The organism is Herbiconiux sp. 320_LB (assembly GCF_059691755.1).
Window position 1 is genome coordinate 1 of the sequence record NZ_JCAWAD010000006.1, and the last position, 26,197, is coordinate 26,197.

At 70.7% G+C, this 26,197-nt stretch carries 25 protein-coding genes, 2 tRNA genes and 1 pseudogene; 15 read left to right on the forward strand and 13 right to left on the reverse strand.

The window, feature by feature from the left end; all coding sequences use genetic code 11:
* Window positions 1-341: 341 nt before the first annotated feature.
* Entirely contained in the window at window positions 342-1,652 is a 1,311-nt protein-coding gene (tyrS, locus tag AC59HU_RS15395; RefSeq protein ID WP_497224306.1) for a tyrosine--tRNA ligase, read from the reverse strand.
* A 64-nt stretch (window positions 1,653-1,716) separates the two neighbouring features.
* On the opposite strand from tyrS, the gene AC59HU_RS15400 reads away from it, so the two are divergent.
* Genes AC59HU_RS15400 through AC59HU_RS15410 form a run of 3 tightly spaced genes read left to right on the forward strand, consistent with a single transcriptional unit; the run spans window position 1,717 to window position 4,302 of the window.
* Window positions 1,717-2,181 (forward strand): MarR family winged helix-turn-helix transcriptional regulator, encoded by a 465-nt coding sequence (locus AC59HU_RS15400; protein WP_497224307.1) that lies wholly within the window; start codon window positions 1,717-1,719, stop codon window positions 2,179-2,181.
* A complete protein-coding gene (locus AC59HU_RS15405; RefSeq protein WP_497224308.1) occupies window positions 2,178-2,948 on the forward strand; it encodes an SDR family oxidoreductase in 771 nt (256 codons plus the stop codon). The genes AC59HU_RS15400 and AC59HU_RS15405 overlap by 4 nt, the downstream gene beginning before the upstream one ends.
* 10 nt (window positions 2,949-2,958) lie before the next feature.
* On the forward strand, window positions 2,959-4,302 hold the full coding sequence (locus AC59HU_RS15410) for an FAD-binding oxidoreductase (protein WP_497224309.1): 1,344 nt from the start codon (window positions 2,959-2,961) through the stop codon (window positions 4,300-4,302).
* A 51-nt stretch (window positions 4,303-4,353) separates the two neighbouring features.
* Here AC59HU_RS15410 and AC59HU_RS15415 read toward each other — a convergent pair whose 3' ends face one another.
* Complete coding sequence (locus AC59HU_RS15415; protein WP_497224310.1) at window positions 4,354-5,637, reverse strand: DUF445 domain-containing protein; 1,284 nt, start codon at window positions 5,635-5,637, stop codon at window positions 4,354-4,356.
* A gap of 56 nt (window positions 5,638-5,693) precedes the next feature.
* Here AC59HU_RS15415 and arr point away from each other — a divergent pair, with 56 nt between their 5' ends.
* The 4 genes from arr (at window position 5,694) to AC59HU_RS15435 (ending at window position 10,325) form a co-directional block, all read left to right on the forward strand.
* A complete protein-coding gene (gene arr, locus AC59HU_RS15420) occupies window positions 5,694-6,116 on the forward strand; it encodes an NAD(+)--rifampin ADP-ribosyltransferase (protein ID WP_497224311.1) in 423 nt (140 codons plus the stop codon).
* A 171-nt stretch (window positions 6,117-6,287) separates the two neighbouring features.
* Complete coding sequence (locus AC59HU_RS15425) at window positions 6,288-8,153, forward strand: BCCT family transporter (protein ID WP_497224312.1); 1,866 nt, start codon at window positions 6,288-6,290, stop codon at window positions 8,151-8,153.
* Between the two features lie 181 nt (window positions 8,154-8,334).
* Window positions 8,335-9,696, forward strand: coding sequence for a DUF2254 domain-containing protein (locus AC59HU_RS15430; protein ID WP_497224313.1), 1,362 nt, complete (start codon window positions 8,335-8,337; stop codon window positions 9,694-9,696).
* A 110-nt stretch (window positions 9,697-9,806) separates the two neighbouring features.
* Window positions 9,807-10,325, forward strand: coding sequence for a MarR family transcriptional regulator (locus AC59HU_RS15435; RefSeq protein WP_497224314.1), 519 nt, complete (start codon window positions 9,807-9,809; stop codon window positions 10,323-10,325).
* Between the two features lie 48 nt (window positions 10,326-10,373).
* Here the strand turns inward: AC59HU_RS15435 and AC59HU_RS15440 are convergent, their stop codons facing one another.
* Together AC59HU_RS15440 and AC59HU_RS15445 are read right to left on the reverse strand one after the other, a co-directional pair.
* Window positions 10,374-11,225, reverse strand: a complete 852-nt coding sequence (locus AC59HU_RS15440) for an alpha/beta fold hydrolase (protein WP_497224315.1) — start codon at window positions 11,223-11,225, stop codon at window positions 10,374-10,376.
* A gap of 55 nt (window positions 11,226-11,280) precedes the next feature.
* A complete protein-coding gene (locus tag AC59HU_RS15445; RefSeq protein WP_497224316.1) occupies window positions 11,281-12,276 on the reverse strand; it encodes an NADP-dependent oxidoreductase in 996 nt (331 codons plus the stop codon).
* Window positions 12,277-12,399: 123 nt separating this feature from the next.
* Here AC59HU_RS15445 and AC59HU_RS15450 point away from each other — a divergent pair, with 123 nt between their 5' ends.
* A complete protein-coding gene (locus tag AC59HU_RS15450) occupies window positions 12,400-13,074 on the forward strand; it encodes a TetR/AcrR family transcriptional regulator (protein WP_497224317.1) in 675 nt (224 codons plus the stop codon).
* 48 nt (window positions 13,075-13,122) lie between these two features.
* Here AC59HU_RS15450 and AC59HU_RS15455 read toward each other — a convergent pair.
* The 3 genes from AC59HU_RS15455 to AC59HU_RS15465 all read right to left on the reverse strand — a co-directional run bounded on the left by AC59HU_RS15455 (window position 13,123) and on the right by AC59HU_RS15465 (window position 15,254).
* Window positions 13,123-13,212: transfer RNA gene (locus tag AC59HU_RS15455), tRNA-Ser, on the reverse strand.
* A gap of 19 nt (window positions 13,213-13,231) precedes the next feature.
* Window positions 13,232-13,888, reverse strand: a complete 657-nt coding sequence (locus AC59HU_RS15460; RefSeq protein ID WP_497224318.1) for an alpha/beta family hydrolase — start codon at window positions 13,886-13,888, stop codon at window positions 13,232-13,234.
* 31 nt (window positions 13,889-13,919) lie between these two features.
* On the reverse strand, window positions 13,920-15,254 hold the full coding sequence (locus AC59HU_RS15465; protein WP_497224319.1) for an LCP family protein: 1,335 nt from the start codon (window positions 15,252-15,254) through the stop codon (window positions 13,920-13,922).
* Window positions 15,255-15,379: 125 nt separating this feature from the next.
* Between AC59HU_RS15465 and AC59HU_RS15470 the strand changes: the two genes are divergently transcribed.
* The 3 genes and pseudogenes from AC59HU_RS15470 (at window position 15,380) to AC59HU_RS15480 (ending at window position 16,220) form a co-directional block, all read left to right on the forward strand.
* Entirely contained in the window at window positions 15,380-15,754 is a 375-nt protein-coding gene (locus AC59HU_RS15470) for an ArsR/SmtB family transcription factor (RefSeq protein ID WP_497224320.1), read from the forward strand.
* Window positions 15,751-15,990, forward strand: a pseudogene (locus AC59HU_RS15475) (SRPBCC domain-containing protein); the annotation flags it as partial. The gene AC59HU_RS15470 and the pseudogene AC59HU_RS15475, both read left to right, overlap by 4 nt.
* Before the next feature lie 44 nt (window positions 15,991-16,034).
* Window positions 16,035-16,220 carry an SRPBCC family protein gene (locus AC59HU_RS15480; protein ID WP_497224579.1) on the forward strand — a complete coding sequence of 62 codons (186 nt, stop codon included), beginning with the start codon at window positions 16,035-16,037 and terminating at the stop codon, window positions 16,218-16,220.
* Between the two features lie 152 nt (window positions 16,221-16,372).
* Here the strand turns inward: AC59HU_RS15480 and AC59HU_RS15485 are convergent, their stop codons facing one another.
* The 4 genes from AC59HU_RS15485 to serS all read right to left on the reverse strand — a co-directional run bounded on the left by AC59HU_RS15485 (window position 16,373) and on the right by serS (window position 19,847).
* Entirely contained in the window at window positions 16,373-17,611 is a 1,239-nt protein-coding gene (locus tag AC59HU_RS15485; RefSeq protein ID WP_497224321.1) for an alpha/beta fold hydrolase, read from the reverse strand.
* Between the two features lies 1 nt (window position 17,612).
* Window positions 17,613-17,697: transfer RNA gene (locus AC59HU_RS15490), tRNA-Ser, on the reverse strand.
* 54 nt (window positions 17,698-17,751) lie between these two features.
* On the reverse strand, window positions 17,752-18,555 hold the full coding sequence (locus tag AC59HU_RS15495) for an HAD family hydrolase (protein WP_497224322.1): 804 nt from the start codon (window positions 18,553-18,555) through the stop codon (window positions 17,752-17,754).
* A complete protein-coding gene (serS, locus tag AC59HU_RS15500) occupies window positions 18,552-19,847 on the reverse strand; it encodes a serine--tRNA ligase (RefSeq protein WP_497224323.1) in 1,296 nt (431 codons plus the stop codon). Before serS ends, AC59HU_RS15495 begins: the two co-directional genes overlap by 4 nt.
* A 33-nt stretch (window positions 19,848-19,880) precedes the next feature.
* Here serS and AC59HU_RS15505 point away from each other — a divergent pair, with 33 nt between their 5' ends.
* Window positions 19,881-20,864 carry a diacylglycerol/lipid kinase family protein gene (locus tag AC59HU_RS15505; RefSeq protein ID WP_497224324.1) on the forward strand — a complete coding sequence of 328 codons (984 nt, stop codon included), beginning with the start codon at window positions 19,881-19,883 and terminating at the stop codon, window positions 20,862-20,864.
* Here the strand turns inward: AC59HU_RS15505 and AC59HU_RS15510 are convergent.
* Window positions 20,861-21,574 (reverse strand): substrate-binding domain-containing protein, encoded by a 714-nt coding sequence (locus tag AC59HU_RS15510; RefSeq protein WP_497224325.1) that lies wholly within the window; start codon window positions 21,572-21,574, stop codon window positions 20,861-20,863. The two genes, AC59HU_RS15505 and AC59HU_RS15510, sit on opposite strands and share 4 nt — an antisense overlap.
* A gap of 74 nt (window positions 21,575-21,648) precedes the next feature.
* Here AC59HU_RS15510 and AC59HU_RS15515 point away from each other — a divergent pair, with 74 nt between their 5' ends.
* Together AC59HU_RS15515 and AC59HU_RS15520 are read left to right on the forward strand one after the other, a co-directional pair.
* The gene (locus tag AC59HU_RS15515) at window positions 21,649-22,023 is read left to right on the forward strand and encodes a DUF5997 family protein (RefSeq protein ID WP_497224571.1); all 375 of its coding nucleotides are present in this window, start codon (window positions 21,649-21,651) and stop codon (window positions 22,021-22,023) included.
* 52 nt (window positions 22,024-22,075) lie between these two features.
* Window positions 22,076-23,491 (forward strand): maltokinase N-terminal cap-like domain-containing protein, encoded by a 1,416-nt coding sequence (locus AC59HU_RS15520; RefSeq protein ID WP_497224326.1) that lies wholly within the window; start codon window positions 22,076-22,078, stop codon window positions 23,489-23,491.
* Between the two features lie 60 nt (window positions 23,492-23,551).
* Here AC59HU_RS15520 and pheA read toward each other — a convergent pair whose 3' ends face one another.
* A complete protein-coding gene (gene pheA, locus AC59HU_RS15525) occupies window positions 23,552-24,484 on the reverse strand; it encodes a prephenate dehydratase (protein WP_497224327.1) in 933 nt (310 codons plus the stop codon).
* Window positions 24,485-24,563: 79 nt separating this feature from the next.
* Here pheA and pgm point away from each other — a divergent pair, with 79 nt between their 5' ends.
* Window positions 24,564-26,192, forward strand: a complete 1,629-nt coding sequence (pgm, locus tag AC59HU_RS15530) for a phosphoglucomutase (alpha-D-glucose-1,6-bisphosphate-dependent) (RefSeq protein ID WP_497224328.1) — start codon at window positions 24,564-24,566, stop codon at window positions 26,190-26,192.
* The last annotated feature ends 5 nt before the right edge of the window (window positions 26,193-26,197 follow it).

Genomic DNA, 26,197 nt, shown 5'->3' on the forward strand with positions numbered 1-26,197 from the left:
GTATTTGGCATTTGACATTGTGCACGCTGTTGAGTTCTCAAGGATCGGATACACCAGAACCAGACCGTTAGGCCGCCGCTCTGGGCAACTTCTCTACCCTAGCACTCCGGCGCAGCTTGTCAAATCGACACGCTGCGGTTCCGAAGAGGAAGGGCTTAATCCTACGCTCCGATTCGACGGCGCTCAAGAAGAGAACCTGAAATTGGAGGAGGATCGATGTCCCGCTTGAGGCCGGGAAGCTCTTCGGCTTTCCCGCACCTGTGGGGTGACGAGGGATTACATTACGCGGAGGTTTCCGACCGGGCCAAATCCACCTCGCAGCCCGGGCGTGTCGCCGCGTGCTACTGCGGAACGGTGACGCCGGCGAGGGTTTTCTTGCCGCGCCGGAGCACGGCGATCCCGCCGGGGAGCAGGTGGTCCCCGACCAGGGCGGTGTCGGAGACCACCTTGGCGTTGTTCACGTAGACACCGCCCTGGGCGATCGCGCGACGTGCCTCGCTGAGGCTCGCGACCAGCCCGGTCGCGACCAGGGCCTCCACCACGGGGGTGTCGGCAGCGGCGGTCGTCGACGGCAGCTCGCCGATCGCGGCCGCCAGCGTCGCCGCATCCAGAGTCGCGAGGTCTCCCTGACCGAACAGGGCGCCGGCCGCGGCGATGGCCGCCTCGGTCGCGGCCACTCCGTGGACCAGTGCGGTCACCTCGAAGGCGAGGGTGCGCTGCGCCTCCCGCCGGAACGGGGACTCCGCGACCTCGTGCTCGAGCCGCTCGAGCTCGGTGCGCGGCAGGAAGGTGAAGATCTTGAGGCGCTGGATCACATCCGCGTCGTCGGTGTTAAGCCAGAACTGGTAGAACGCGTAGGGGCTCGTCAGCGCGGGATCGAGCCAGACGGCGTTGCCCTCGCTCTTGCCGAACTTCGTGCCGTCCGAGTTCGTGATGAGCGGGGTGCCGATCGCGTGCACGCTCGCGTGCTCGGCGCGATGCACCAGATCGGTGCCGCTGGTGAGGTTGCCCCACTGATCGCTGCCCCCGGTCTGCAGCACGCAGCCGTACGAGCGGTAGAGCTCGAGGAAGTCCATGCCCTGGAGGATCTGGTAGCTGAACTCGGTGTAGCTGATGCCGGCATCGGAGTTGAGCCGCGCCGAGACCGCATCCTTCTTCAGCATCGTGCCGACCCGGAAGTATTTGCCGATGTCGCGGAGGAAGTCGATCGCCGACAGCGGCGCCGTCCAGTCGAGGTTGTTCACCATCCGCGCCGCGTTCTCGCCCTCGAAACTCAAAAAGCGCGCGACCTGGTCCGAGAGGTAGCCCACCCACTCGGCGACCGTCTCCTTGGTGTTCAAGGTGCGTTCGGCGGTCGGCCTCGGGTCGCCGATCAGGCCCGTCGACCCGCCGACCAGCCCGAGGGGCTTGTGGCCGGCCAGTTGCAGGCGGCGCATCACGAGGATCTGCACCAGGTTGCCGAGGTGCAGGCTCGGCGCGGTCGGGTCGAAGCCGCAGTAGAAGGTGACGGGCGGGCCGGCCAGCAGCGTCTTGAGCGCCGCCTCATCCGTCGACACGTGCACCAGACCCCGATAGGTCAGCTCGTCCCAGACATCGTCGAACGAGGGGTCGTTCTGGGGGACGGTGACGCTTCTGCTCGGGGAGTCTGACACGAGTACGGATCTTATCAGTCCGCATTTTACCTGACACGTCAGAAGTGGTGCTAGAGTAACTGACATGTCAGAGAAAATGACCGAGCTCGAACTGGGCACGTGGGAACAGCTGCACGGGGTCGTCGAGATCCTGAAGCGCGAGGTGGGCCGCGACCTGTGGGCCGACGCCGGGCTGTCGGACACGGAGTTCACGGTGCTGGCCCACCTGCGCCTGGCCGCGAACGGGATGCGCCCGGGTGCCTGCGCCCAGGCGATCGGTTGGGACTCGAGCCGGCTCGCGCATCAGCTCGGCCGGCTCGAGAAGCGCGGACTCGTGCGACGCGACCCCGACCCGGAGGACGGCCGCGCATCCGTCGTCGCCGTGACCGAGGCCGGGCTCGAGGCGTACCGCCGGGCCATCGGGCCCCACCTGCGGTCGGCCCAGAAGTGGTTCGCCGCCGCACTCACCCCCACGCAGCTGGAGGGGCTGGCCGACGCGCTCGGAGCGCTCGAGGCCCATATCCGGCACCTATCGAAGGACGAGAAATGACCATCGCATCGGAAGCCATCAGCTGGACCGAGCCCCGCACCGACCTCACCGGGCGCACCGTCGTCGTGATCGGAGGCGGTGGCGGCGTGGGCGAGGGCGTCGTGCGCACGCTGCTGGCCTCGGGCTCCACGGTCATCGCGACCGGACGCGACGAACGACGACTGGAGGAGTTCGCGGAACGGATCGGGCACGAATCGCTGCACGTCGCCGTGATCGACGGACTCGGAGCCGACCTGGACCGGAGGGCGAAAGAGCTCGCGGAGCGCTTCGGGCCCTTCGACGGGGTCGTGGTCGCCATCGCCTCCTGGGGAGACCAGGGGCCCAAGCCCCTCCTCGGCCTCACCGACCACGAGTGGTCGACCCTGGTCGAGGACAACCTGACGGCCGTGTTCCGGGTGTACCGCGCCTTCACGCCCACCCTCGCACCCGGCGGCATCCTGCTGCAGCTCAACGGGCTGAGCGCCGACATCCCCTTCCCCGGCAACGCCGTGGTCGCCCTGGGCGCCGCGGCGGGCAAGTCGATGACCCGCACGCTCGCGGCCGAGCTGCGCGGCAGCGGGCTGCGCGCCTACGAGCTCATCCTCGGCGTCGTACGCACCCGGGCCCGGCAGCTCGCCGGCATCGACGACCGGCGCTGGATCGACGGCACGGCGATCGGGTCGCACATCGCCGCCCTGGTCGCCGGCACCTCGCCCCTCACGGGCGAGACCCTCCACTACTTCATCGACAAGGCCACCGGGCCGGTCGCCACCCCCCCACAGCTCTGAGGACACGCTCATGCTCGACATCGTCCACGCCGGCGATCGCGATTACCCCCTTCTCCAGCACGTCTACAGCTCCACGGGCGCGCCCGCGGAGCTCATCCGCCCCCGCAGCGCCGAGGAGGTCGCCGAGGCGCTCGCCCATGCGCGCCGCACCGGGGGCGAGCTCGCCATCCGCAGCGGCGGCCACGGCATCAGCAGCATCTCGACCAACGTCGGCGGCACCGTGATCGACCTCGGCCGGCTCGCGGGGATCGAGCGCACCGGCGACACCGCCGTGCGCCTCGGGCCCGGCGCGCACTGGGGGCACGTCGCGCGAGCGCTCCTGCCCTGGGGGCTCGCGATCAGTTCGGGCGACTCCGGCGACGTCGGGGTCGGCGGGCTCGCCACCACCGGCGGCATCGGTCTGATGGGCCGGTCGCAGGGTCTGACGATCGACCGCATCCGCTCGGCGGAGCTGGTGACCGCGGACGGCACCATCCATCACGTCTCGGCCGAGAAGGAGCCCGAGTTGTTCTGGGCCCTGCGCGGAGCGGGGGCGAACCTCGGGATCGTGACCTCGTTCGACCTCGAGGCGGCGACGACGCCCGTCGTCGCGCAGGCCACCTTCGCCTACCGGCTGGACGACCCCGCCGACTTCCTCGAGCGCTGGGGCGCCACGGTCGAGGCCGCACCCCGCGAGATCTCGGCCTTCCTCTACCTGGGCGGCGGCGCGGAACCCTTCGCGCAGGCCACGGTCGTGCACGCCTCCGACGACCCCGACGCGGCGATCGCCGCGCTCGGCCCCTTCGCCGCCCTGCCGGGGCTCGCCGGGCAGCGGGCCGAGATCGTGCCCTACGCCGCGGTTCCCCTCACGACGGATGCGCGGCACTCCGGTCAGCAGCGGGCGTTCACCCACACGGGGCTCGCCGACCACCTCGACGCCGATCTCTCCCGGCGGCTCGGTCGGCTGCTCGCCGAGGGCAGCACGCAGATGCTGCAGATCAGGTCGGCCGGCGGCGCGATCAACGACGTGCCCGAGGAGGCGACCGCTTACGCGCACCGGCACCAGAACTTCTCGGTGACGGCGATCGCGGCGGCCGACACCCCGCGGTTCGCCGCGGCCTGGGAGCCGGTGCACGAGCGGATGACGGGCATGTACCTGAGCTTCGAGTCCGGACACGACCCGCGGAGGATCGAGGAGGCCTTCCCGCCGGCGACGCTGCAGCGCCTTCGGGCCGTGAAGGCGGAATGGGACCCGGACGGCGTGTTCTCGCAGAACTTCGACGTGAGGGTTGTCGGCGGGCGGGCGGTCGACGGTCGGGCCGTCGGCGGGCGGGCCGTCGACGGGCGGGCGGTCGGCAGCGGAGTGGCCGGCTGAGGGCGGCTGCGGCGCGGGGCCGGTCGGCGGCGCGGGGCGGCGCGGCGCGGGTCAGGCGACCAGGGTGCGGAGACCGGTGGCGATCGCGAAGATCGCGACGCCCGCGATCGCCCCGACCACGGTGCCGTTGATGCGGATGAACTGGAGGTCGCGGCCCACCTGCAGCTCGATCTTCTGGGTGGTCTCCCGCGCATCCCACCGCTGCACCGTGTCGCTGATGATCGAGGCGAGGTCGTGCCGGTACTTCTGCACGGCGTAGCCGGCCGCATCGGTGATCCAGACGTCGATCTTGGCCGCGAGCACGCGGTCGCCCGAGAGCCGCACGCCGACGTCGACGAGGGCCGCGGTCGCGGCCGAGCGGAGCCCGCCGGCCGGGTCCGCGAGCGACTCCGTGAGCCGGGACCGGACCGCCTCCCACAGCTGAGCGGCGAAGGACCGCAGGCGCGGGCTCTCGAGGAACTCGGTCTTGATGGCCTCGACCCGCTCGGCCATCGCGGGGTCGTGCTCGAGCCGGTCGGTGAGATCGGTGAGGTAGCCGTCGATCGCCAGGCGCAGCGGATGCTCCGGATCCTCGCGCACCGCCTGCAGCAGGCCGAGCAGCTCGCGGTGGGCGCGATCGTCGGCGAGATCGCGGGCGAAACCGGGCACCCACCGGGGCAGGCGGGTGGAGACGACGTGACCCAGTGCATCCGGATGCTCGGTCAGCCAGGTCTTGGCCGCATCGACCAGGGCGTCGACCATCGCGCGCTGCTGGTCGGCGGCGACCAGCTCGCCGCCCAGGCGGCCGAGCGTCGGCGCCCACTCGCGGTCGAACAGGTACTCGCGGGCGAGTCGCTCGATCAGGTTCTCGACGTCGCTGTCGCTGAGGAAGCGCAGCACGCCCTGCGCCACCACCGCACCCTCGGCGCCGGCCCGCTCGGCGTTCGCGGGATCCGAGAGCCAGGAGCCCAGCCGGTCGGCCACGCTGAACGTGGCCAGCTTGCTGCGGACGACCTCGTCGGAGAGGAAGTTCTGCTCGACGAACTCGCCGAGGCTGACCCCGATCTCGTCTTTGCGGTTCGGGATGATCGCCGTGTGCGGGATGCGGAGGCCCAGCGGATGCCGGAACAGCGCGGTCACCGCGAACCAGTCGGCGAGCGCCCCCACCATCGCCCCCTCGGCGGCGGCGCGCACGTAACCCAGCCACGGGTAACGGTCTTCGAACGCGAACGCGAGGGCGAACACGATCGCCGAGAGCACCAGGAGGGCCGTGGCGATCAGCTTCATCCGCCGGAGGGCCGCCCGCCGCTCGAGGTCGGCCTCACCGAGCAGGGTGTCGCTCGTGCTGGTGGTCATCCTGTTCCTCCCGAGCCGCCCCAGTGACCACCGTAGGCCGGTTCTATGCTGGTGCGGTGGATGCAGCAGAGGAGACGGGCCCCTTCTATCACGGCACCGTCGCGGAACTCCAGGCGGGCGAGCTCCTGGCGCCCGGGTTCCCGTCGAACTACCGCCCCGAGGTGGTGATGAACCACATCTACTTCACGGCGCTGCGGGACGGCGCGGGGCTCGCGGCCGAGCTCGCCGCGGAGCTGCTGCCCGGCGATCGCGTGCCGCGGGTATACCTGGTCGAGCCGACCGGGCCGTTCGAGGACGACCCGAACGTCACGGACAAGAAGTTCCCGGGCAACCCGACCCGCTCGTTCCGGAGCGCCGCACCCCTGCGGATTCTCGAGGAGGTCGCGGACTGGACCAGGCTCACGCCGGAGGCGCTGGAGTTCTGGCGCGAGCGGATCGTCTCGCGTCCCTCCGAGGAGCGCGGCGAGATCATCAACTGACGGGTCTCCGGGACGGGCCTGCGGGACGGGTCTGCGGCGGGGGTCTCCGGCGGGAGGAGAGATCTGCGCAGGGGTGCAACAGTTGCTGTAGTACATTAGTTGCTTTGTCCGACGCAGGATACGCCGAACCGATCGCGGCCGCCTGTACCGGCGTCCGCTGGAGATGCCACCATGCCGCACGCCGAACATCCCACCCCCGAGTCCGAAGGACGCCCCAGCCGGAGCAGCCCGAAACGGATCCTGAACGAGGTCACCCATCCGGCGCTGATCCCGGGGATCGGGGTCGAGGACACCCCCCGATCCTTCGCCACGAACTGGGCCGTGTTCATCATCGCCGGAGCGCTCGTGCTCGCCGTGACCGTCTGGGGCTTCCTCGCGCCGGAGAGCATCAGCAGCGTGGGAGCGACCTCGCTCGACTGGGTCACGACCAACTTCGGCTGGCTGTTCTCGCTGCTGGCCGCGGCGACGATCGTCTTCATGCTCGTCGTGGGCTACGGGCGCACCGGGGGGATCCGTCTCGGCTCCGACGACGAGACCCCCGAGTTCTCGACCGTCTCCTGGATCGCGATGCTGTTCTCGGCGGGGATGGGCATCGGATTGCTGTTCTGGGGCCCCGCGGAGCCGCTCACCTACTTCAACGACGTGCCCTACGGTTTCACCTCCGAGGCCGGGAGCTCCGACGCGATGCTCGATGCCCTCGCGCAGTCGATCCTGCACTGGGGACCGATGGCCTGGGCCTTCTACGCCCTCGTCGGAGGGGCGATCGCCTACGCGGCGTACCGCCGGGGCCGCCCTCCACTGATCTCGGCGATCTTCAAGCCCATCTTCGGCGAACGGACCGAGGGGTGGCTGGGGTCGATCATCGACGTCTTCGCCATCATCGTCACCCTGTTCGGCACCGGCGTCACCCTGGGCATGGGCGCGCTGCAGATCGCCAGCGGTGTGGAGTACGTCGCCGGCATCGGCCCGCTGGGCAACGGCGCTCTGGTCGTGATCGTCACGGTGCTCACCGCGGCCTTCGTCGTGTCGGCGGTCTCGGGCATCAAGCGGGGCATCCGCATCCTGTCGAACATCAACCTGGTCCTCGCCGCGGTGATCGGGGTGTTCATCCTGATCGCCGGGCCGACGCTGTTCCTGTTCAACCTGATCCCTGCCAGCGTGTCGGCCTTCTTCGGCGACCTCTGGACGATGCTCATGCGGAACCCCGCGCAGGGTGAGGACGCAGCGACGTTCATGTCGAGCTGGACCAACTACTACTGGGCCTGGTGGATCTCGTGGACCCCGTTCGTCGGGATGTTCATCGCCAAGATCTCCCGCGGCCGCACGCTCCGGGAGTTCGTGACCGTCGTCATCGTCGTGCCCTCGGTGGTGTGCGTCGTGTGGTTCGGCATCCTCGGCGGCACCTCGATGCTCTTCGAGTCGCAGGGGCTGGGCATCAGCGAGGCGGGATCGAGCGAGGCGATGCTGTTCGCGCTGCTGGACAACCTCCCGTTCGGCGCGATCCTGTCGGTGTTCGCGATGCTCTCGATCGTGCTCTTCTTCGTCACCTCGGCCGACTCCGCCGCGATCGTCATGGGCTCGGTGAGCCAGCGCGGGAAGCCGGAGCCGAGCACCTGGGTGACGATCACCTGGGGCGTGCTGCTCGGCGCCGCGGCGCTCGCACTGCTGCTGGCGGGAGGAGAGACCGCCCTCTCGGGCCTCCAGTCGATCATGGTGGTGTCGGCGCTGCCGTTCGCTTTCGTGGTGATCGGCATCATGATCGCCTGGACGAAGGAGCTCAGGACCGACCCGTACCTGCTGCGGAGGCGGTTCGCCCGGGCGGCGATCGCGCAGGGGGTGCGCCGCGGCATCGCCGAGCACGGCGACGACTTCGTCTTCGGCGCCACCGGGGTCGAGGCGGCCGAGGGGGCCGGTGCGGACATCGACACGGACGACCCGGCGCTCAGCGACTGGTACGAGACCGCCACCGGGCAGATCACTCTGCCCGACGAGGCGGGCGCGGGCTCCCGGGCCACTCAGGCCTCCCGGCCCGAGTGACGGCCTCACACTGCGCGACGTCGCCCTCCGGGTAGAGGCGCCCCCTTCCCAGCCTTCACCGTCGCCGCCCTCGACGCGATCATCACCAAGGACCAACAGCACGGCAAGATGGTCAGAGTCGAAGGGCTCGGTAGAGACTACGACCGGGCACCGATCGAAAGCGGAGGAGGTGGGACGGATCATGTCACACGCACGACGACCGTCCCGGGCACGGAACCTCACCTGGTGGGCGACGTTCTCCGAGTCGGTGCAGTCGCGGCTCTGGCCGCTCCCCGTCGCAGCCGTCGTCGCCGCCGTCGCCGTGGGGATCGTGTTGCCTCGCGTCGACCTGGTGGTGGACAGCGCTCTGCCCACCGATGTGGACTCCCTCCTCTTCAGCGGCGGCGCGGAGACGGCGAGGTCCGTGCTCTCCTCCATCGCGGGTTCACTGATCACGGCGACATCGCTCACGTTCTCGCTGACCGTAGTGGCCTTGCAACTGGCGAGCAGTCAGGCGTCTCCCCGGGTGCTCCGCCTGTTCGCACGAGACCGCCAGGTGCACGCGACCCTCGCCCTCTTCCTGGGGACGTTCGCCTACTCCCTGACCGTCCTGCGCTCCGTCCGCGCGGAGACGGAGACGGTTCCCGAGTTCGTTCCTCGGATCTCGGTGACGACCGGCTTCGTGCTCACCCTGGTCAGTGTCGTGATGCTGGTCTTCTTCCTCGCGCACCTTGCCGCACAGCTGCGCGTGGAGACCATGCTGAAGGACATCCACGCCGACACGGACCGTGTCATCGACCGCGTCGGGCAGAGCAATGACGCCGCTCGAGGCCACTCCGGCGGGTACACGGTTCCCGAGAAGGTGGAGCTGGTCGAGGTGACCACGAACGGCTTCATCACCGGTCACGATCATGCAGGCCTGATCGAGGCGGCGGAACGACACTCGATCGTCATCCAGGAGAGACGGCGCATCGGCGAGAACGTCGTCGCCGGCACCCCGCTCGCCGCCTGGTGGCCCTCCGACATCTCGGGATCCGATCCCGACCGCGAATCGATCGAGAACGCCGTCCGGGCGGCCTACACGACAGGCTACGAGCGCACCGCGGCCCAGGACATCGGCTACGGCCTGCAACAGATCGTGGACATCGGAGTGCGCGCACTCTCCCCCGGCGTCAACGACCCGACGACCGCTGTCAACGCCCTCGGGCACCTCAGCGCCCTGCTCACCCGGGTCATCACCATGCCCGCGCTCCCGGCCGGCCTCGACGGGTCCGACGGTCACCTCCGCCTCATCCCCACTCCCGCCAGCCCGGCGGTCACGATAGACGAAGTGCTCTCGCCCGTGCGGCACCATGGAGCCGGCGACCCCGCCGTGGTCCGCCGGTTCCTGAACGTCGTCTCCGAAGTCCACTCGACATGTTCCGACGCTGCCGTCGACGACGCACTCCGCGGCCAGCTCGATGCGTTGGACGGTCAGCTGCGGGCGGAGACCGCCGATCCGTCGGCCGTCGCCGAGCAGACCGCCGCGGTGGCGCGCCTGAAAGCCCGCATCGACGGACGCTGAAGCGACGCCGAGTGCCGGCGCCCAGGCCCGCCCGGGGTCGGTGTGGCGCCTCGAGACACTTGTACGATGGCACGTGTTGTGCGGGCTTGGGCGCTGAGGAGGTGACGGAGGTGGGCGAGCGGACGGCTGGGGTGGCCCCTGCTGGTGCGGGTGCGGCTGGCGCGGCCTCTGCCGTCGACGCGGCTGCGGTCGAGGCGACGCTCGTGTCGTCCCGCGCGCTGCTCGGCGTGATCGCCCGCTCGGTCGCCGACGTGCTGCCCGATGTGACGCTGCCGCAGTTCCGGGTGCTGGTGGTTCTGGCGACGACCGGCACCCTGCGGATCGGTGCGCTGGCGGAGCGGATGAGCGCCAACGCGTCCACCTTCTCCCGAACGATCGACCGGATGGTGATCAACGGCTGGGTGGATCGGGCGACCAGCACCGACAGCCGTCGCGAGGTACTGATCCGGATCACGGAGAAGGGCCGCGCGCTCGTGGACCAGGTGACCGCGCGGCGCCGTCGTGACATCGCCGAGATCCTCGGCCGGCTCGCTCCCGAGGAGCAGCGCGCCGTGGCCGCCGCGCTCGCGTCGTTCGCCGAGGCGGCCGGCGAGCCGTCGAGCGGCGACCTCCTCGTCCTCGGCCTCTGAGACGAGGCGGCACCCCGGGGTTCGGGACACGCGGCTCGGCGCCGCCGTTCAGCGGCCGAGGAACTCGACCGCGCGGGGCGCGAAATCGCTGTGGTACTGGAAGATGCCGCCGTGGCCGGAGTCGGGGTAGACGATCAGTTCCGACCCGGCGATGCGCTGATGAAGGTCGGTCGACAGCACCGAGGGCACCATGCGGTCGTTGTCGCCGTTGGCGATCAAGGTGGGCATCGTGAACACCGAGAGGTCGGAGGGTGTCGAGCGGCCGTAGCGCTGGATCGCGCGCAGCTGGGTCTGGAACGCCTTCAGGCCGATCGACGCGTCGCGGTCGGTCGTGCGCTCCTTCAGCCGCTCGATGAACGCCTTGCCGGCGCGCTTGCCGACGGCGTCCCGGTTGAAGAACAGGAACTCCTTCACGTCGGAGCGCGTGAGCGACGCCCGGAGCAGGTCGTAGTAGGTGGTGCGAAGCACCTTGTCCATGTCCCTGCCGCCGCGCGGCCCGGTTCCGGTGAGCACGAGACGGCGTACGAGCCCGGGATGCGCGACGATCAGGTCCTGCGCGATCATCCCGCCCATCGAGAACGAGAACACGTCGATCTCGTCGTGGCCGAGGGCGGTGATGAAGCGGTACGCCGCTTCGGCGGCCTGCTCGATGGTGGGAGGCACCGTGCCCGACGAGCCGCCGACACCGACGTTGTCGAAGGCGATGACGTGCCGGTTCTTCGCGATCGGATCGATGATCCGCGGATCCCAGTTGTCGAGGGTCGCGGCGAGGTGCACGAAGAAGACGACCGGCACACCGCCCTTCGGCCCGAGCTCGCGGTAGGCGAAGGTGGTGCCGCCCGCGGTGACGGTGCGGTTCGGCGCGTCGGCGTAGGAGGTGATGACGGGTTCGCTGGTCATGGTGGATGCTCTCGAGCTTTCGGTTCGGAGGATAGAGGCGGGGCGGTCGTCCGGATCAGTCGAGGGTGATGACGACCTTGCCCCGCAGGCCGCCGCGGTCGAGGGCGGTGAGGGCCGCGGGCGTCTCGGCGAACGGGAACACCCGGCCGATCACGGGATGCAGCACTCCCGCATCCACGAGGGTCGCGATCTCGGCGAGCTGACCGCCGTCGGCCCGCACCCAGAGGAACGAGTAGTCGACGCCGAGCCGCTTGGCCTGGCGGCGGATCTTCGCGCTCAGGCCGGTGACCGCCAGGCGCACCGCGACGTTGGCCCCGATCGAGCGGGCGAACGCCGGATCCGGCGGCCCGGCGATGCCGATCGCCCGCCCGCCGGGCCGGAGCACGTGGAGGGACCGCTCGAGGTTCTCGCCGCCGATCCCGTCGACGACCACGTCGTAGCCGGAGAGCACGGTCTCGAACCGCTGCGAGCGATGGTCGATCACCTCGTCGGCGCCGAGCTCGCGGACGAACTCCGCGTTCGATCCGCTCGCGGTGGTGGCGACGTGGGCGCCGAGGTGCTTCGCGAGCTGGATGGCGATCGAGCCGAAGCCGCCGGCTCCGCCGTGGATCAGAACCCGCTGCCCGGGCCGCACGTCGGCCCGCTCGACCAGCGCCTGCCAGGCGGTGAGGGCGACCAGTGGCAGCGATGCCGCCTCGACCATGCTCGTGGTCGCGGGCTTCAGGGCGAGGTCGGCCTCGGCGAGGGCGATGCGCTCGGCGAAGGTGCCGATGCGGAGGTCGGCGGCCCGCGCGAACACCTCGTCGCCGACCGCGAACCGCGTGACGGAGGAACCGACGGCCTCGACCACGCCGGCCACGTCGTGACCGAGGGTGAGCGGCATCCGGTAGGGCAGCATTGCCTTGAACTCGCCCGCGGCCAGCTTGAGGTCGAGCTGGTTGACGCCGGCCGCGTGCACCCGGACGAGCACGTCGGCGTCGCCGGGCACCGGCTCGGCGACCTCCGTCTCGACGGGCTCGCCCTGGTAGCGGTCGATCCTGAATGCCTTCATCGGTCTGTCTCACTTCGGTGGGTCGGATGGGGGTGGGTTGCGGTCTTCTTTTACTGAGCGTAGTCATTTTTGACTCTGGTCGCAAATGATCGTCTAAGAAAAATGCGATAACGTGGCTAACCCATGACATCCAGTGACCCCTCCCCCGCCCCGCTCGGTCGCCGCGAGCGGAACAAGCAGCAGAAGCTCGACCGCATCACCGCCGCCGCCGCGGAGCTCTTCAGCCGGCACGGGGTCGACGAGGTGACCACGCAGCAGATCGCCGACGCCGCCGACATCGGCACCGGCACGCTCTTCCTGTACGCGAAGAACAAGGCCGAGCTGCTGCTGCTCGTGCAGAACTCGCACTACGCCGAGGCGATCGAGGTCGGTGCCCGCGCCGCGGCGTCGGCCTCGACCCCGCTCGACGCCATCATGGCGATGGTCGAGCCGATCGTGGCCTGCAACCGGCAGCAGATCGACAACGGGCGCGCCTATCTGCGCGAGCTCGTCTTCGGAGACCCCGAGGAGCCGCATCACCGCGCCGGCCTCGAGCTGATCGCTCAGGTCGATCGGGCCTTCGTGCAGATCCTCCGCGACGGGCCCCGGATCACCGCAGGCGACGCCGAGCTGCTGGCCCGGGTGATCTCGGCGAGCATGTTCGTCAGCCTCGCGTCGCCGATCCATCTGCGCTCCGACGACGCGACGATCTGCGCCGACATCCGCGCCCAGGTGGGCGTGCTCCTGCACGGCAGGTCGCGTGCCGATGCACCGGCGGAGGAGCCACGAGGGCACGAAAAAACCGCCAGGTCGCGGTGACGTGGCGGTTGCGGTGACGATGCGGTGGGTCTCGACGGACCTCGGGTGCGGAGACGGTGGGATTTGAACCCACGGTACCCTTGACGGGTACTCCACCTTAGCAGGGTGGTGCACTAGGCCGAACTATGCGACGTCTCCTTGGCTTTCGCCTTGGCCATCATAGCCGATCGTGGGATTCGTTCTCGACGCCGAGGAACGCGGCCACTGCATCCGCCGCTTCGATCAGATTCTGCAGGTGCGTGCGACCAGAGATCTTCAGCCGGGGCTTGAACTCGTGCTCGCCGTCACCGAGCCAGTGGATGCGGACGGCGGGCGACAGCGGGTAGGTCGCGACCTCGGCGCGCGTGCCGAACGGGTCGCGCTCGCCCTGGCAGATCAGCGTCGGGGTGGCCAGGTGTTCCAGGTGGGCGGTGCGGAGGTTCTCGGGCTTGCCGGGGGGATGGAAGGGGTAGCCCAGGCAGACCAGGGCGTCGATCTCGCCGGCCTCGTGCAGCTCGTCGGCGACGAGGCTCGCGACCCTGCCGCCCATCGACTTGCCGCCGATCGCGATCGGCCGCGCGACGGCCGCTCGGGCGGCGGCGACCGCGGCACGGTACTCGTCGGCCAGTGTCTCGGCCTTGGGCGGCGGCCTGCGCGATCCGGAGCGGCGGGCCGCCATGTAGGCGAACTCGAACCGGGCAGTGCGGATGCCGCGGTCGGCGAGCAGGGCGGCGAACCGGTTCATCCAGTCCGAGTCCATCGCGGCGCCGGCACCGTGGGCCAGGAGGAGGACGGGACCGGCGGGCGGGCCGGTCCAGAGCAGGTCGGTCGACATCGTCCCACGGTAGCGCGGCGGGTGGGCGCTGCTACTGCTCATTGCCCTTCGAGCAGGTGTACTCGGCCGCGGTCTGGCCCTTCACGGAGGGCGGGAGGGCGGTGACCGTCGAGCTCGGGCCGGTGCCGGTCGAGTCGGTGGCGGTCGAGTCGGCGCCGGTCTGGTCGGCGCCGGTCGGGTCGGTGCCGGTCTGGTCTGTACCGCTCGGGTCGCCGGCGGACGCGGTCGGCGCGGGGGATGCATCCGTCGTCCCGGCCGCGGCCGGTGCGTTCGGGTCGGCGACCGCACCGACTCCCGTGTTGCCGGGCTGGGCGGTGACGACGGGGCGATCGGCGGCGATCGCGTCGAAGAGCACCGCCGCGTCATCCGTCAGCGGCTGCACCTTCCCGGCGTAGACGCCCTCGCCGCCCGTCGTGCCGGGGTACGCGACGAAGCTCACGCGGTCGAGGTCGATGTCCTTCAGCGCGAGGGCGATCGAGACCAGGGTGTCGGGCGAGGCGAGGCTCTTGGAGAGCACCATGTTGCCCGAGGCCGCGCGGGCGAGCCCGTAGAGCTTGCCGAAGTCGCCGAGGGTGTCGCTGGACTTGATCGTGCGCACCAGCGACGACAGGAACACCTGTTGCGACGAGATCCGCCCGAGGTCGCTGCCGTCGCCGACGCCGTGCCGGGTGCGGAGGAAGCCGAGCGCATCCGCCCCCTGGAGGGTGTGCGTGCCGCTGTCGAGCACGACACCCGTGTAGGCGTCGTCGATCGGATCGATGACGCAGACCGGCACGCCGCCGACCGCGTTCGACATCTCGATCACGCCGTTGAACTGGATCTCGGCCGCGTACGGGATGTGCAGACCGGTCAGCGCCTCGACCGTGAGCACCGTGCAGGGCAGGCCGCCGTAACTGAGGGTGACGTTGATCGGCTGCGCGCTCATGGCGTCGAAGCTGCCGCCGTCGGGGTCGGGGCACGACGGGATCGGCACGACCATGTCGCGCGGGAAGCTGACGACCGTGGCGCTGGAGTGGTCTTGAGCGATGTGCAGGAGCATCGTCACGTCGTTGAGGTTGCCCTCGGTCTCGCCGTAGGCGTCGCCCTGACCCTCCCGGCTGTCGCTGCCGACCAGGAGCAGGTTGACCCCGCCGTCGATCGCCGAGACCTCGGGTACGGATGCGGCGGCGAGCGACCCGTCGGCGGTGTCGCCCGCGAGATCGACGGTGCGCACCTCGCTCGAGACGCTCCAGGTCGCGAAGCCCGCGAAGGCTGCCCCGCTGACCGTGAGCACCGCGGCCGCGAGTGCGACGGATCGGCCGACGAGCCCCCAGCGCGAGGGGGTCTTCAGCCGGCCGTGACGGGCGACGGGGTGGAGGGAGGCCATGACAACCATCCATTCTCACGAATGAAACTGTGAGTCTCATCGGCATTGCTGGCGGGATGCGGGTTGACGTGCGTGCGGGTCGGTCCTATATTCAACTCACTGATTGATTAACTGATTGGTTGAACATGGACGACGCTGAGCTCGACCGGGCTTTCCTGGCCCTGGCGGATCCGGTGCGGCGCACGATCATCGCGCGTCTGAGCACCGGGCCGGCGGGGGTCACCGAGCTCGCCGAGCCGTTCGCGATCACCGTGCAGGCGGTCTCGAAGCACATCGCCGTGCTCGAGGCCGCCGGGCTCGTGACGCGCACCCGGGAGGGCCAACGCCGACCGGTGCACCTGGCACCCGCCGCGCTCGAGCAGCTCACCGGCTGGATCGACCGCTACCGGCTGCTGCACGAGCAGCGGTTCCGGCGGCTCGACGGCGTCCTCGACCGGGCGACCAGCAGCACACCGCATCCGACACACGACAACGAAGACGAGAAGGAGAAGGACCGATGACCAACCCCGTCACCATCACCGCCCCCGAGGGGCTTCCGTTCGCCGAGATCTCCCGGGAGTTCGAGGCCCCCGTCGACGCCCTGTTCGAGGCGTACCGCGACCCGGACCTGGTGCGCCAATGGCTGGGGCCGGACGGCTACGACATGGAGATCGAGGAGTACACGCTCGAGACCGGCGGGAGCTACCGGTACGTGCACGTGAACCCGGCGGGCGACCGCTTCGGTTTCCGCGGCGTCTTCCACACCGTCCGGCCCGGCGAGCTCATCGTGCAGACCTTCGAGTGGGACGGCATGCCGGATTCGGTCTCGCTGAGTCGGTGCGCTTCGAGGCCCTGCCCGGCGGGCGCAGCCGGGTCGCCGGGCACAGCGTGTTCCCGCGCGTCGAGTGGCGCGACGGGATGCTCGAGAACGGGATGGAGCGCGGCGTCACCGAGGGCTACGCCCGCCTCGACACCCTCCTCGCCTGACCGCCCTCGCCGGGCCGCCGCGGGTGGCCCCACCTGTCGCCGATCCGTCAGTTGTTGCCGCTATCGGCCCGGAATAGCGACAACAAGTGACGGGTCGCGGACAGTCGGCGGGGCGGGACGGGGGCGGGGGCGGGGACGGACGGGGGCGCCGGCTAGCGGAGGCCTCGGGTGAGGGCGATGAGGCGGCCGAGGAGGGCGGCGCCGTCGGTGCGGAGGCCGTTGTGCAGGTGCTCGTTCGAGAGCCAGGGGCGGAGGCCCGGCAGGAGTTCTGCGGTCTCGAGCGAGAACTCCCGGTCGACGAACGGGTCGTCGGCGTAGATCGCTGCGGCGGCCGGGACATCGCCGGCCGACAGCACCGCCGGATCGTAGAGCCGCGGCCAGTCCGTCTGGGCCAAGAGCTCTGCGACGGGCGCGAACGGCCGGAGCGACGGGATCTCGTCGAACTCCCGCCGGAAGAGGTGCTCCCCGGTGAACAGCTCCGTGTCGCCGCGGAAGTCCTCCGGCGCCACCCGCTCCGCGGCCCAGCCTGTGACCCCGCCGTCGGCGTAGCTCGACTCGTGCAGCACCGCGTACAGCGGGTTGCGGCCCGAGAACGGCACCAGCGCCTGGAGGTCGTAGGCGAGGGAGGCCGACCCGGGGTCGCGCTCGAGCAGGAAGTGGATCAGCTCGGCCCCGCCGTCCATCCCGAGGTGCTGGCCGATCGAGCGCACCAGCGTGGGGCCGATCGAGCTGCCGTCGGGCGCCCGCACGTCCCCCGCCGCCGCGGCCGCCAGTAGTCGCGCGAGCCGCTCGCGGTCGCCCGGAAACCGGGCGTGGTGCCGGCGGTTCAGGATGCGCATGGCGTCGTAGGTCGCCGCATAGACCTCGTCGACCGGCCGGCCCACCGGAGGCAGCCCGCCCGTGAAGAAGACCTCGCGCAGGCTGTCCGGCGCGACCGACAGGTAGTTGAGCGACGTGAACCCGCCGAACGACTGACCCAGCAGGCTCCAGCGTCGCGCACCGAGGTGCTCGCGCAGCAGCTCCGCATCCTGCACGATCGCATCGGCCCGGAAATGCCGGAGCCGCTCGGCGTCGGCCACGGGATCGGATCCCGCCCGGTCGTACGGCGTCGAGAGCCCGGTGCCGCGCTGATCCAGCAGCACGACCCGGAAGTCCTGCAGCGCCCGGCCCAACCAGCTCGGCCCGAGCGGCGAGGTGGGGCGCGGCGACTCCTGACCCGGGCCGCCCTGGAGGAACAGCAGGAACGGCCGGTCGAGGCCGTCGGGCGCGGCCACCTCGCGCGCGAAGACCTCGATCGTCTCGCCCTGCGGCTCGGCGTGGTTCAACGGCACCCGGATGCGGTGGTCGGTCAGCCGGGCACCCGGCAGGAAGACGGATGCGCTGGTACTCATGCGGAGGGCGCGAGATTCGAACTCGCGAGACATTTCTGCCCACCAGTTTTCAAGACTGGCTCCATCGGCCGCTCGGACAGCCCTCCCGATCGCCGGAGCGATCGGGGTCGAGATTACCAGGGACCGGCCGGGAGCGCGGGTCAGAGCGTGGCGAGGGTGACCGCGACGCCGTCGTCGTAGACCGAGGCGGTGGTCTCGGTAGCCGCCTCGATCACGTCCTCCGGCGCCTGGGCCATCGCGACCGCGCGCCCCTCGGCACCGGCCCAGCGGAACATCTCGATGTCGTTGCGGCCGTCGCCGATCGCCATCACCCGGGTGCGCGGGATGTCGAGCTCGGCGCGGACGCGCTCGAGGCCGGTCGCCTTGTTCACGCCGTCCGGCGCGATGTCGAGCCACGCGGTCCAGCCGATCGAGTAGGAGACCCGGTGCAGCCCCATCCGCTCGACGACCTTGAGGAAGTCCTCCATGTCGTGGTCGGGCGAGACGACGACCACGCGGGTCGCATCCAGGCCCAGCAGGCTCTCGAACGGCACCTTCTCGCTGCCGTCGCCGAGCACCGAGTCGGGGAACTCGCCGGTGTAGAGGAAATGGCCCTCGTCGTCCTCGACCGCGAACAGGGCCTCGGCAAGGTGGGCGCGGATCGTGGTCAGCACGGGCCCGGGGTCGAAGATCTCGACGTGCTCCTGGCGGTAGCCGAGCGGCGCCGAGGGGTCGCGGCGCAGGGTGACCGCGCCGTTGGCGCAGACCACGTACTCCGGGGCGATGTCCAGCAGCGCGAGCACCGGCAGGGTGTGCGCGGCCGACCGGCCCGTGGCGAGCATCACCTGATGGCCCTCGGCGGTCAGCCGGCGCACCTCCGCGCCGACCGCCTCGCTGAGCGAGCCGTCTTCGTGGAGCACCGTGCCGTCGATGTCGAGCGCGACGAGCCAGGGGGTCGGGGTCACGGGGCGACGATCCGCTCGAGGCCGCCGAGGTAGGGCCGGAGCACCTCGGGGACCACGACGGAGCCGTCGGCCTGCTGGTGGGTCTCGAGCAGCGCCACGATCCACCGCGTGGTCGCGAGGGTGCCGTTGAGGGTCGCCACCGGGGCGGTCTTGCCCGACTCGGTGCGGTAGCGCGTGTCGAGCCGGCGCGCCTGGTAGGTCGTGCAGTTCGAGGTGGAGGTGAGCTCCCGGTAGGTCTCCTGCGACGGCACCCAGGCCTCGGTGTCGAACTTGCGGGCGGCGCTGGACCCGAGGTCGCCGGCGGCCACGTCGATCACCCGGTAGGTCAGGCCCAGGTCGGTGAGCATGCCCTCCTGGTACGACAGCAGCGCCTCGTGCTCGGCCTCGGCGTTCTCGGGCAGCACGTAGCTGAACATCTCGAGCTTGTTGAACTGATGCACCCGCAGGATGCCGCGGGTGTCTTTTCCGTGCGAGCCCGCCTCGCGGCGGTAGCAGGTCGACCAGCCGGCGTAGCGCATCGAGGTCGGAGCGGTCGCGGAGGCCGCAGTGCCCCCCTCCGGCGCGATGTCGAGGATCTCGCCCATGTGGAACCCGGCGAGCGCGACCTCGCTCGTGCCGGTGAGGAACAGGTCGTCGGCCGGGAGGTAGTAGACCTCGTCGGCGTGCTCACCGAGGAAGCCCGTGCCGTCCATCGTCTCGGGGCGCACCAGCGTCGGGGTGATCAGCGGCGTGAACCCCGCGGCGAGCGCGCGGTCGAGCGCCAGGTTCATCAGCGCGATCTCGAGCCGCGCGCCGACCCCGGTGAGGAAGTAGAAGCGGGCGCCCGAGACCTTCGCGCCACGGGCCAGGTCGAACAACTTCAGGCTCTCGCCGAGCTCGACGTGGTCGCGGGGCTCGAAGTCGAAGACGGGCTTCTCGCCCACCTCGCGGAGGGTGACGAAGTTCTCCTCGCCCCCGGCAGGAACCCCGTCGATCACGATGTTCTGGATCTGGCGGGCGGTCTCGAGGAAGGCGTTCTCCGCATCCGTCGCCCGCTGGTTCGCGGCCTTCACCCGCGCGGCGAGCTCCTGGGCCTGGGCCACGAGCGCCTTCTTCTCGTCTTTCGGCGCGGCCGCGACCTGCTTGCCGAAGGCGTTCTGCTCGGCGCGCAGGTTCTCGAACTCGAGGATGGCGGCACGGCGCTCGAGGTCGGCCGCGATGGCCACGTCGACGAGTTCGACCGAGGACCCGCGGGCGCGCTGCGAGTTGCGGACGACGTCGGGGGATTCACGCAGGAGCACTGGATCGATCACGGGTCCATCCTACTTAGGCGCTACGGTGAACCCGTGGGAGACCGAACGGGTGCGGGGGCGCCGCCTTTCGCGGCCATCGTCGTGAATCCGATCAAGGTGGATGCGGCACGGTTGCGCGGAATCGTGGCCGCCGCCGAGAAGGCGGCCGGCTGGGGCGAGACGCTGTGGTTCGAGACGACGGCGGAGGACGGCGGCGGCGGCGCGACCCGCACGGCTCTCGAGCAAGGAGCGGCTGTGGTCATGGCGGCCGGCGGCGACGGAACCGTGCGCGCGGTGGCCGAGGCGCTCCGCGACACCGGAGTGCCGATCGGCCTGCTGCCTGTGGGCACCGGCAACCTGCTCGCCCGCAACCTCTCGATGACGCTGACGAACGTCGAGCAGGCGGTCTCGATCGTGTTCAGCGGCACGGATCGGGCCATCGACCTGGGTCTGGTGACGATCACGCGATCGGATGAGAGCACCGAGGAGCGCGTCTTCCTGGTGATGGCGGGCCTCGGCCTCGACGCCAAGATGATCGCCAAGACCAACGCGAGGCTGAAGCGCGCCGTCGGCTGGCTCGCCTACGTCGACGGCATCGGTCGCGCACTCCCGACCCTGAAGCCGGTGCGGCTCCGGTTCCGGCTCGACGGCTCGTCGTGGAAGAGCACGAGCGTGCACACCGTCATCGTCGGCAACTGCGGGCTACTGCCCGGCGGCTTCCTGCTGATCCCGGATGCGCGGCCGGACGACGGCCGTCTGGACATCGTCGCGCTGCGACCCGAGGGACCCTTCGGCTGGCTCAAGGTCTGGAACAAGATCGCCTTCGAGAACGGCGTGCTGCGCAAGTCGGCCGCCGGTCGCAAGATCATCGACCTCAACAACGACGTGCGCTCGGTCTCGTACAGCACCGGTCAGGATTTCGAGCTGCGGCTGGACGGCGAGCAGGAGATCCAGCTCGACGGCGACGAGTGGGGGATGGCGACGGCCGTGCACTGCTGGGTCGACCCGGGCGCCCTGCTCGTGCGGGTGCCGGCCTAGCGCGGCTTCCTGGTGCGGCGCGGCACGAAGGTGATCGCCTTCTTCTTGGTGGGCTGCTTCTTCTTCGCCGCCGCCTCCCGGGCCTCGCGGGCCTTGGCCTTCGCAGCGGCCGTGGCCTTCGCCTTGGGCGCGTGCGGGTCGGTGTCGGCGCGGGAGCTGTTGGCGGTGCGTCCGCGCACGATCCCGATGAACTCCTCGACCAGCGCCTGGCGCTCCTCGTCGAGGTCGGTGCGCCAGACGACGGCGATGCGGGTCTCCTCGGCCCCGGTCAGCGGGCGCGACTCGACGTCGCGGCGGCTCCAGAGGCGGGCGAGCGACTTCGGCAGCATCAGGGCGCCGACCCCGGCCGAGACCAGCTCGACCGCGTCGGGGCCGCCGGTCGGCGTCGCGGCGACCTCGAGCATCCGTTCGCCGGCGATGTCGGCGCGCGAGAGCTCCTCGTGCAGGGTGAGGTCGTGGTCCTTCGGCAGCACCACCACCGGCACCTCGCTGTAGAGCGGGATGGCGTTGACGCCCTCACCCGCGATCGGGAACCGGGCGAACACGACGTCGGCCGCATCCTGGTGCAGCACCTCGAGGGCGTCGGGTTCGCCGAGGGCGACCGTCTCGAGCGGCACCACCTCGAGCGGGGTGCGCGGGAACCGCTCGTCCCAGATACGGAACCACTTGGCCGGGGTGACGCCCGGTACGAAAGCCACACGCAGCGTCATGGCCCCATGATAGGGCGGGATACCCTGGGCAGATGAGCGCCGACGAGAAACCCCGCACCGGGACCGTGCAGACGATGAAGCCGGCCACGGCCGCCAAGAAGCTCGGCATCTACCTGCCGGCCGCGCCCGCCGATTTCCAGGATGCTCCGGTCACCCGCGAGCAGCTCAACGCCCTGCTGGCGAGCCCGCCGGAGTGGCTGGTGCAGCTGCGCCTGAACGGCCCGCACCCGCGCGACATCGTCGCCCGCAAGCTCGGCGTCTCGATCTCCGGGCTCGCGCGCGCCGGGGTCACCGAGGCGCTGACGACCGAGGAGATCGGCGAGCTGCTGCAGTCGCCGCCGGAGTGGCTGGTGACCGAACGCCGCATCCAGGCCGAGGTGCGCGCCGAGAACCGCCGGGTCAAGGACGTCGCCCTCGGGAAGGCCGCCGCGGCGGCCGAACAGGACTGACGGCCCCGACCGCGCCCTAGTGGATCGGCCCCCGTCGGCGTAGGGTCCGAGCATGAGCGTCTCTCCAGTGAGTCTCCCGTCCACTCGAGAAGTACGACCCGCGCTGGCCGAATGGATGGCCTCGCAGCGCTGGTTCGCATCCGGCCCCGGCGAACCCCGGCTGAGCCGCGTCGGGATGTGGTCGCTCGTCGACCACAAGCACCAGGTCGGCCTCGAGACCCACCTGATCCTCGACGAGGCGGCCACGCCCCCGGTGCTGTACCAGGTGCCCCTCAGCTTTCGCTCCTCGAACCTGCTCGGCGGCGATCGCGCCCTGATCGAGCGCGCGACGGTCGACGGCCGGACGGTCTACGTCTACGACGGCCCGCACGACCCGGCCTTCACCCGGGCGCTGCTCGGACTGATGCTCGACGACGAGGCCGAGGCGGGCGAGGGCGACGAGACCGAGGCGGTCGGCCATCACGCGCTGACCAGCTCGGAGGTGCGCGTCACCGACTCGCACGTGCTGCGCGGCGAGCAGTCGAACACCTCGATCGTCTTCGACCTGGTGCACCTGAACGGCAAGCCGGCCCAGCCGGTGATCTGCAAGGTCTTCCGCGCTCTCGCCGACGGGCCGAATCCGGATGTGGTGGTGCAGTCGGCCCTCTCCGACGCGGGCTCGCGGCTCGTGCCGCGGGCGGTCGGCATGGTCAGCGGCGCCTGGAACGACCCGCGGCTGCCGGGCGGCCAGGCCACCGGGCACTTCGCCTTCGCGCAGGAGTTCATCCCCGAGGTGGAGGACGCCTGGCGGGTGGCCCTGCGCTCGGCCGAGACGGGGGAGTCGTTCTCGGCCCTGGCCCGCGCCCTCGGCGAGTCCACCGCCCAGGTGCACACCGAGCTCGCCCAGCTCTTCCCCGTGCGCTCGCCCGAGGCCGCCGACGTCGGCGGGATCATGGCGAGCATGCGCGAGCGCGCGGCCCAGGCCGTGCTCGAGGTGCCCGAACTGGCCGAGCGGCAGGATGCGGTCGAGACCGTCTTCCGCCTCGCCGAGTCGGCCGAGTGGCCGGTCTTCCAGCGCATCCACGGCGACTACCACCTGGGTCAGGTGCTCGGCGTGCCCGGCCGCGGCTGGATCATCCTCGACTTCGAGGGCGAACCGCTGCGCCCGCTCGCCGAGCGCAGCGAGCCCGACGTGACCCTGCGCGACGTCGCCGGGATGCTGCGCTCCTTCGACTACGTCGCCGGCACCTTCGCCGCCGCCCCCAACGCCCAGGCCGTGCGCGACTGGGCGCTCGAGGCCCGCGAGGCCTTCCTTGACGGCTACGTCACCCGCGCGGGCAACGACCTCCGGGCCCAGCGGGCGCTACTGGATGCGTTCGAGCTCGACAAGGCGCTGTACGAGGTGAGCTACGAGGCCCGCAACCGGCCGGACTGGCTGCCGATCCCGGTGGCCGCCATCCGGTCGCTGACCGAGGGCGCGCAGGGCTGAGCCGGGAAGGCTCGGGGCCCAGGGCTCAAGGCTTAGCGCTCTGGGCTCAGGGCTCGTGGCTCAGGCCCCGGGCTCGCCGGCGATCAGGCCGCGCAGCCAGTCGCGCGCCTCGACGAACACCTCGTTGTCGTAGCGCGCGGTGTACTCCACGGGCGCGTGGTCGGCGCGCGGGTACGAGCCGAGGAAGAGCACCTTCGGGCTGAACCGGCGCACGCCGAGCAGCGCGTCGGCGACGCGCTCGTCGGAGATGTGGCCGTCGGCGTCGATCACGAAGCGGTAGCGGCCGAGGGCGTCCCCGATCGGGCGCGACTGCAGCAGCGAGAGGTTGACCCCTCGGGTCGAGAACTGCTCGAGCAGCTCCAGCAGGGCACCCGAGCGGTCGGAGGGCAGCTCGGCGATGATGCTCGTCTTGTCGGCGCCGGTCGGGGCCGGGAGGTTCGTGCTTCGCGAGACGAGCACGAAGCGCGTGACGGCGTTCGCGTTGTCGGCGATGTCGCTCGCCAGCACCTCGAGGTCGTGGTGCTGCACGATCTGGGGCGGGGCGACCGCCGCATCCGCCAGATCGTTCTCGAACAGGGCGAGGGCGGCGGCGACGTTGGAGGTCGACGGGATGTGGCCGTGGGTCGGCAGGTTCGCGTCGAGCCAGCTGCGGGTCTGCGCGTAGGCCACCGGATGCGCGTTGACGACCCGCACCTCGTCGAGCGCGGTGCCCGGGCGCGCGACGAGCACGAACTGCACCCGCACGAGGTACTCCCCCACGATTCGGAGCCCCGGGATGTTCGCCAGTGCGTCGAGCGTCGAGGTCACCCCGCCCTCGATCGAGTTCTCGATCGCGATCATGGCGGCGACGCTGCGGCCGGAGACCACGTCGTCGAAGGCCTCGCCGACGTTGTTGACCGAGCGCCACTCCTTGCCGGCGGCCTCGGGGACCTGGGCCAGCGCGGCCTCCGTGAAGGTGCCCGAGGGGCCGAGATAGCTGTACGTCTCCGACATGGACCCGAGCCTAGCGAGCACCCGGCCCGGAGTTCTCCGGAGTTCTCCACGGAAAGGCGAGCAGTGCCAGACTTGGGGCATGCATGAGCGTGCCGGCACCGTAGCCCTTCCCGAAGACCTGATCGACCCCGAGGCGCTGGTCGCGGCGTACTACGACCTGCATCCGGATGTGAACGACCCCGAGCAGAAGGTGATCTTCGGCACCTCGGGCCACCGCGGCTCGTCGTTCAACACCGCCTTCAACGAGGACCACATCGCCGCCATCACCCAGGCGATCGTGGAGTACCGCGCCGCGCAGGGCATCACCGGGCCCCTGTTCATCGGCCGCGACACGCACGGCCTCTCCAAGCCCGCTGAAGACACGGCGCTCGAGGTGCTGAACGCCAACGGCGTGACGGTCTGGACCGACTCGCGCGACAGCTGGACCCCGACCCCCGCCGTCTCGCACGCCATCCTCGCCTACAACAAGGCCGGCCACGACGACCAGGCCGACGGCATCGTCGTGACGCCCAGCCACAACCCGCCGGGCGACGGCGGCTTCAAGTACAACCCCCCGCACGGCGGCCCGGCCGACTCGGATGCGACGGGCTGGATCGCGAACCGCGCCAACGAGCTCATCGCGGCGGGCCTGGTCGACGTCAAGCGGGTGGGCCGGGGCGAGGGCGCCCCCTCGGGCACCTACGACTTCCGCGAGCACTACGTGGCCGACCTGGTGAACGTCATCGACCTCGACGCGATCCAGAAGTCGGGCATCCACATCGGCGCCGACCCGCTGGGCGGGGCGAGCGTGGAGTACTGGGAGCTGATCCGCGACCGCTACGGCTTGAACATGGACGTGGTGAACGAGACCGTCGACCCGCGCTGGGCCTTCATGACGCTCGACTGGGACGGCAAGATCCGGATGGACTGCTCGAGCCCGTACGCCATGGCCTCGCTCGTGGCCCGCCGCCACGACTTCGACATCTCCACCGGCAACGACGCGGATGCCGACCGGCACGGCGTGGTCACCCCCGACGCCGGCATCATGAACCCGAACCACTACCTGGCCGTCGCCATCCAGTACCTGTACTCGCGGCGCGAGGGCTGGCAGCCGGATGCGGCGATCGGCAAGACCCTGGTCTCGTCGTCGATGATCGACCGGGTCGCCGGATCGCTCGGCCGCACGCTGTGGGAGGTGCCGGTCGGGTTCAAGTGGTTCGTGCCAGGGCTGATCGACGGCTCGGTCGGGTTCGGCGGCGAGGAGTCGGCCGGGGCGTCGTTCCTGCGCTTCGACGGCTCGGTGTGGACGACGGACAAGGACGGCATCCTGCTCGCCCTGCTGGCGTCGGAGATCCTCGCCGTGACGGGCAAGACCCCGTCGCAGCTCTACGCGGAACTGACCGAGGAGTTCGGTTCACCCGTCTACGAGCGGATCGACGCGGCCGCGACCAAGACGCAGAAGGCGGCGCTGGCGAAGCTCGACGGCGACGCCATCCAGGCCACCGAGCTCGCCGGCGACCCGATCATCGCCAAGCTCTCGCACGCGCCCGGCAACGGAGTGGCGGTGGGCGGCGTCAAGGTGGTCACCGACAACGCCTGGTTCGCGGCGCGGCCCTCGGGCACCGAGGACGTGTACAAGATCTACGCCGAGAGCTTCGTGGGCGAGGAGCACCTCCGCCGCGTGCAGGCCGAGGCGAAGTCGATCGTCGACGCCGCCCTCGGCGGCTGACACCT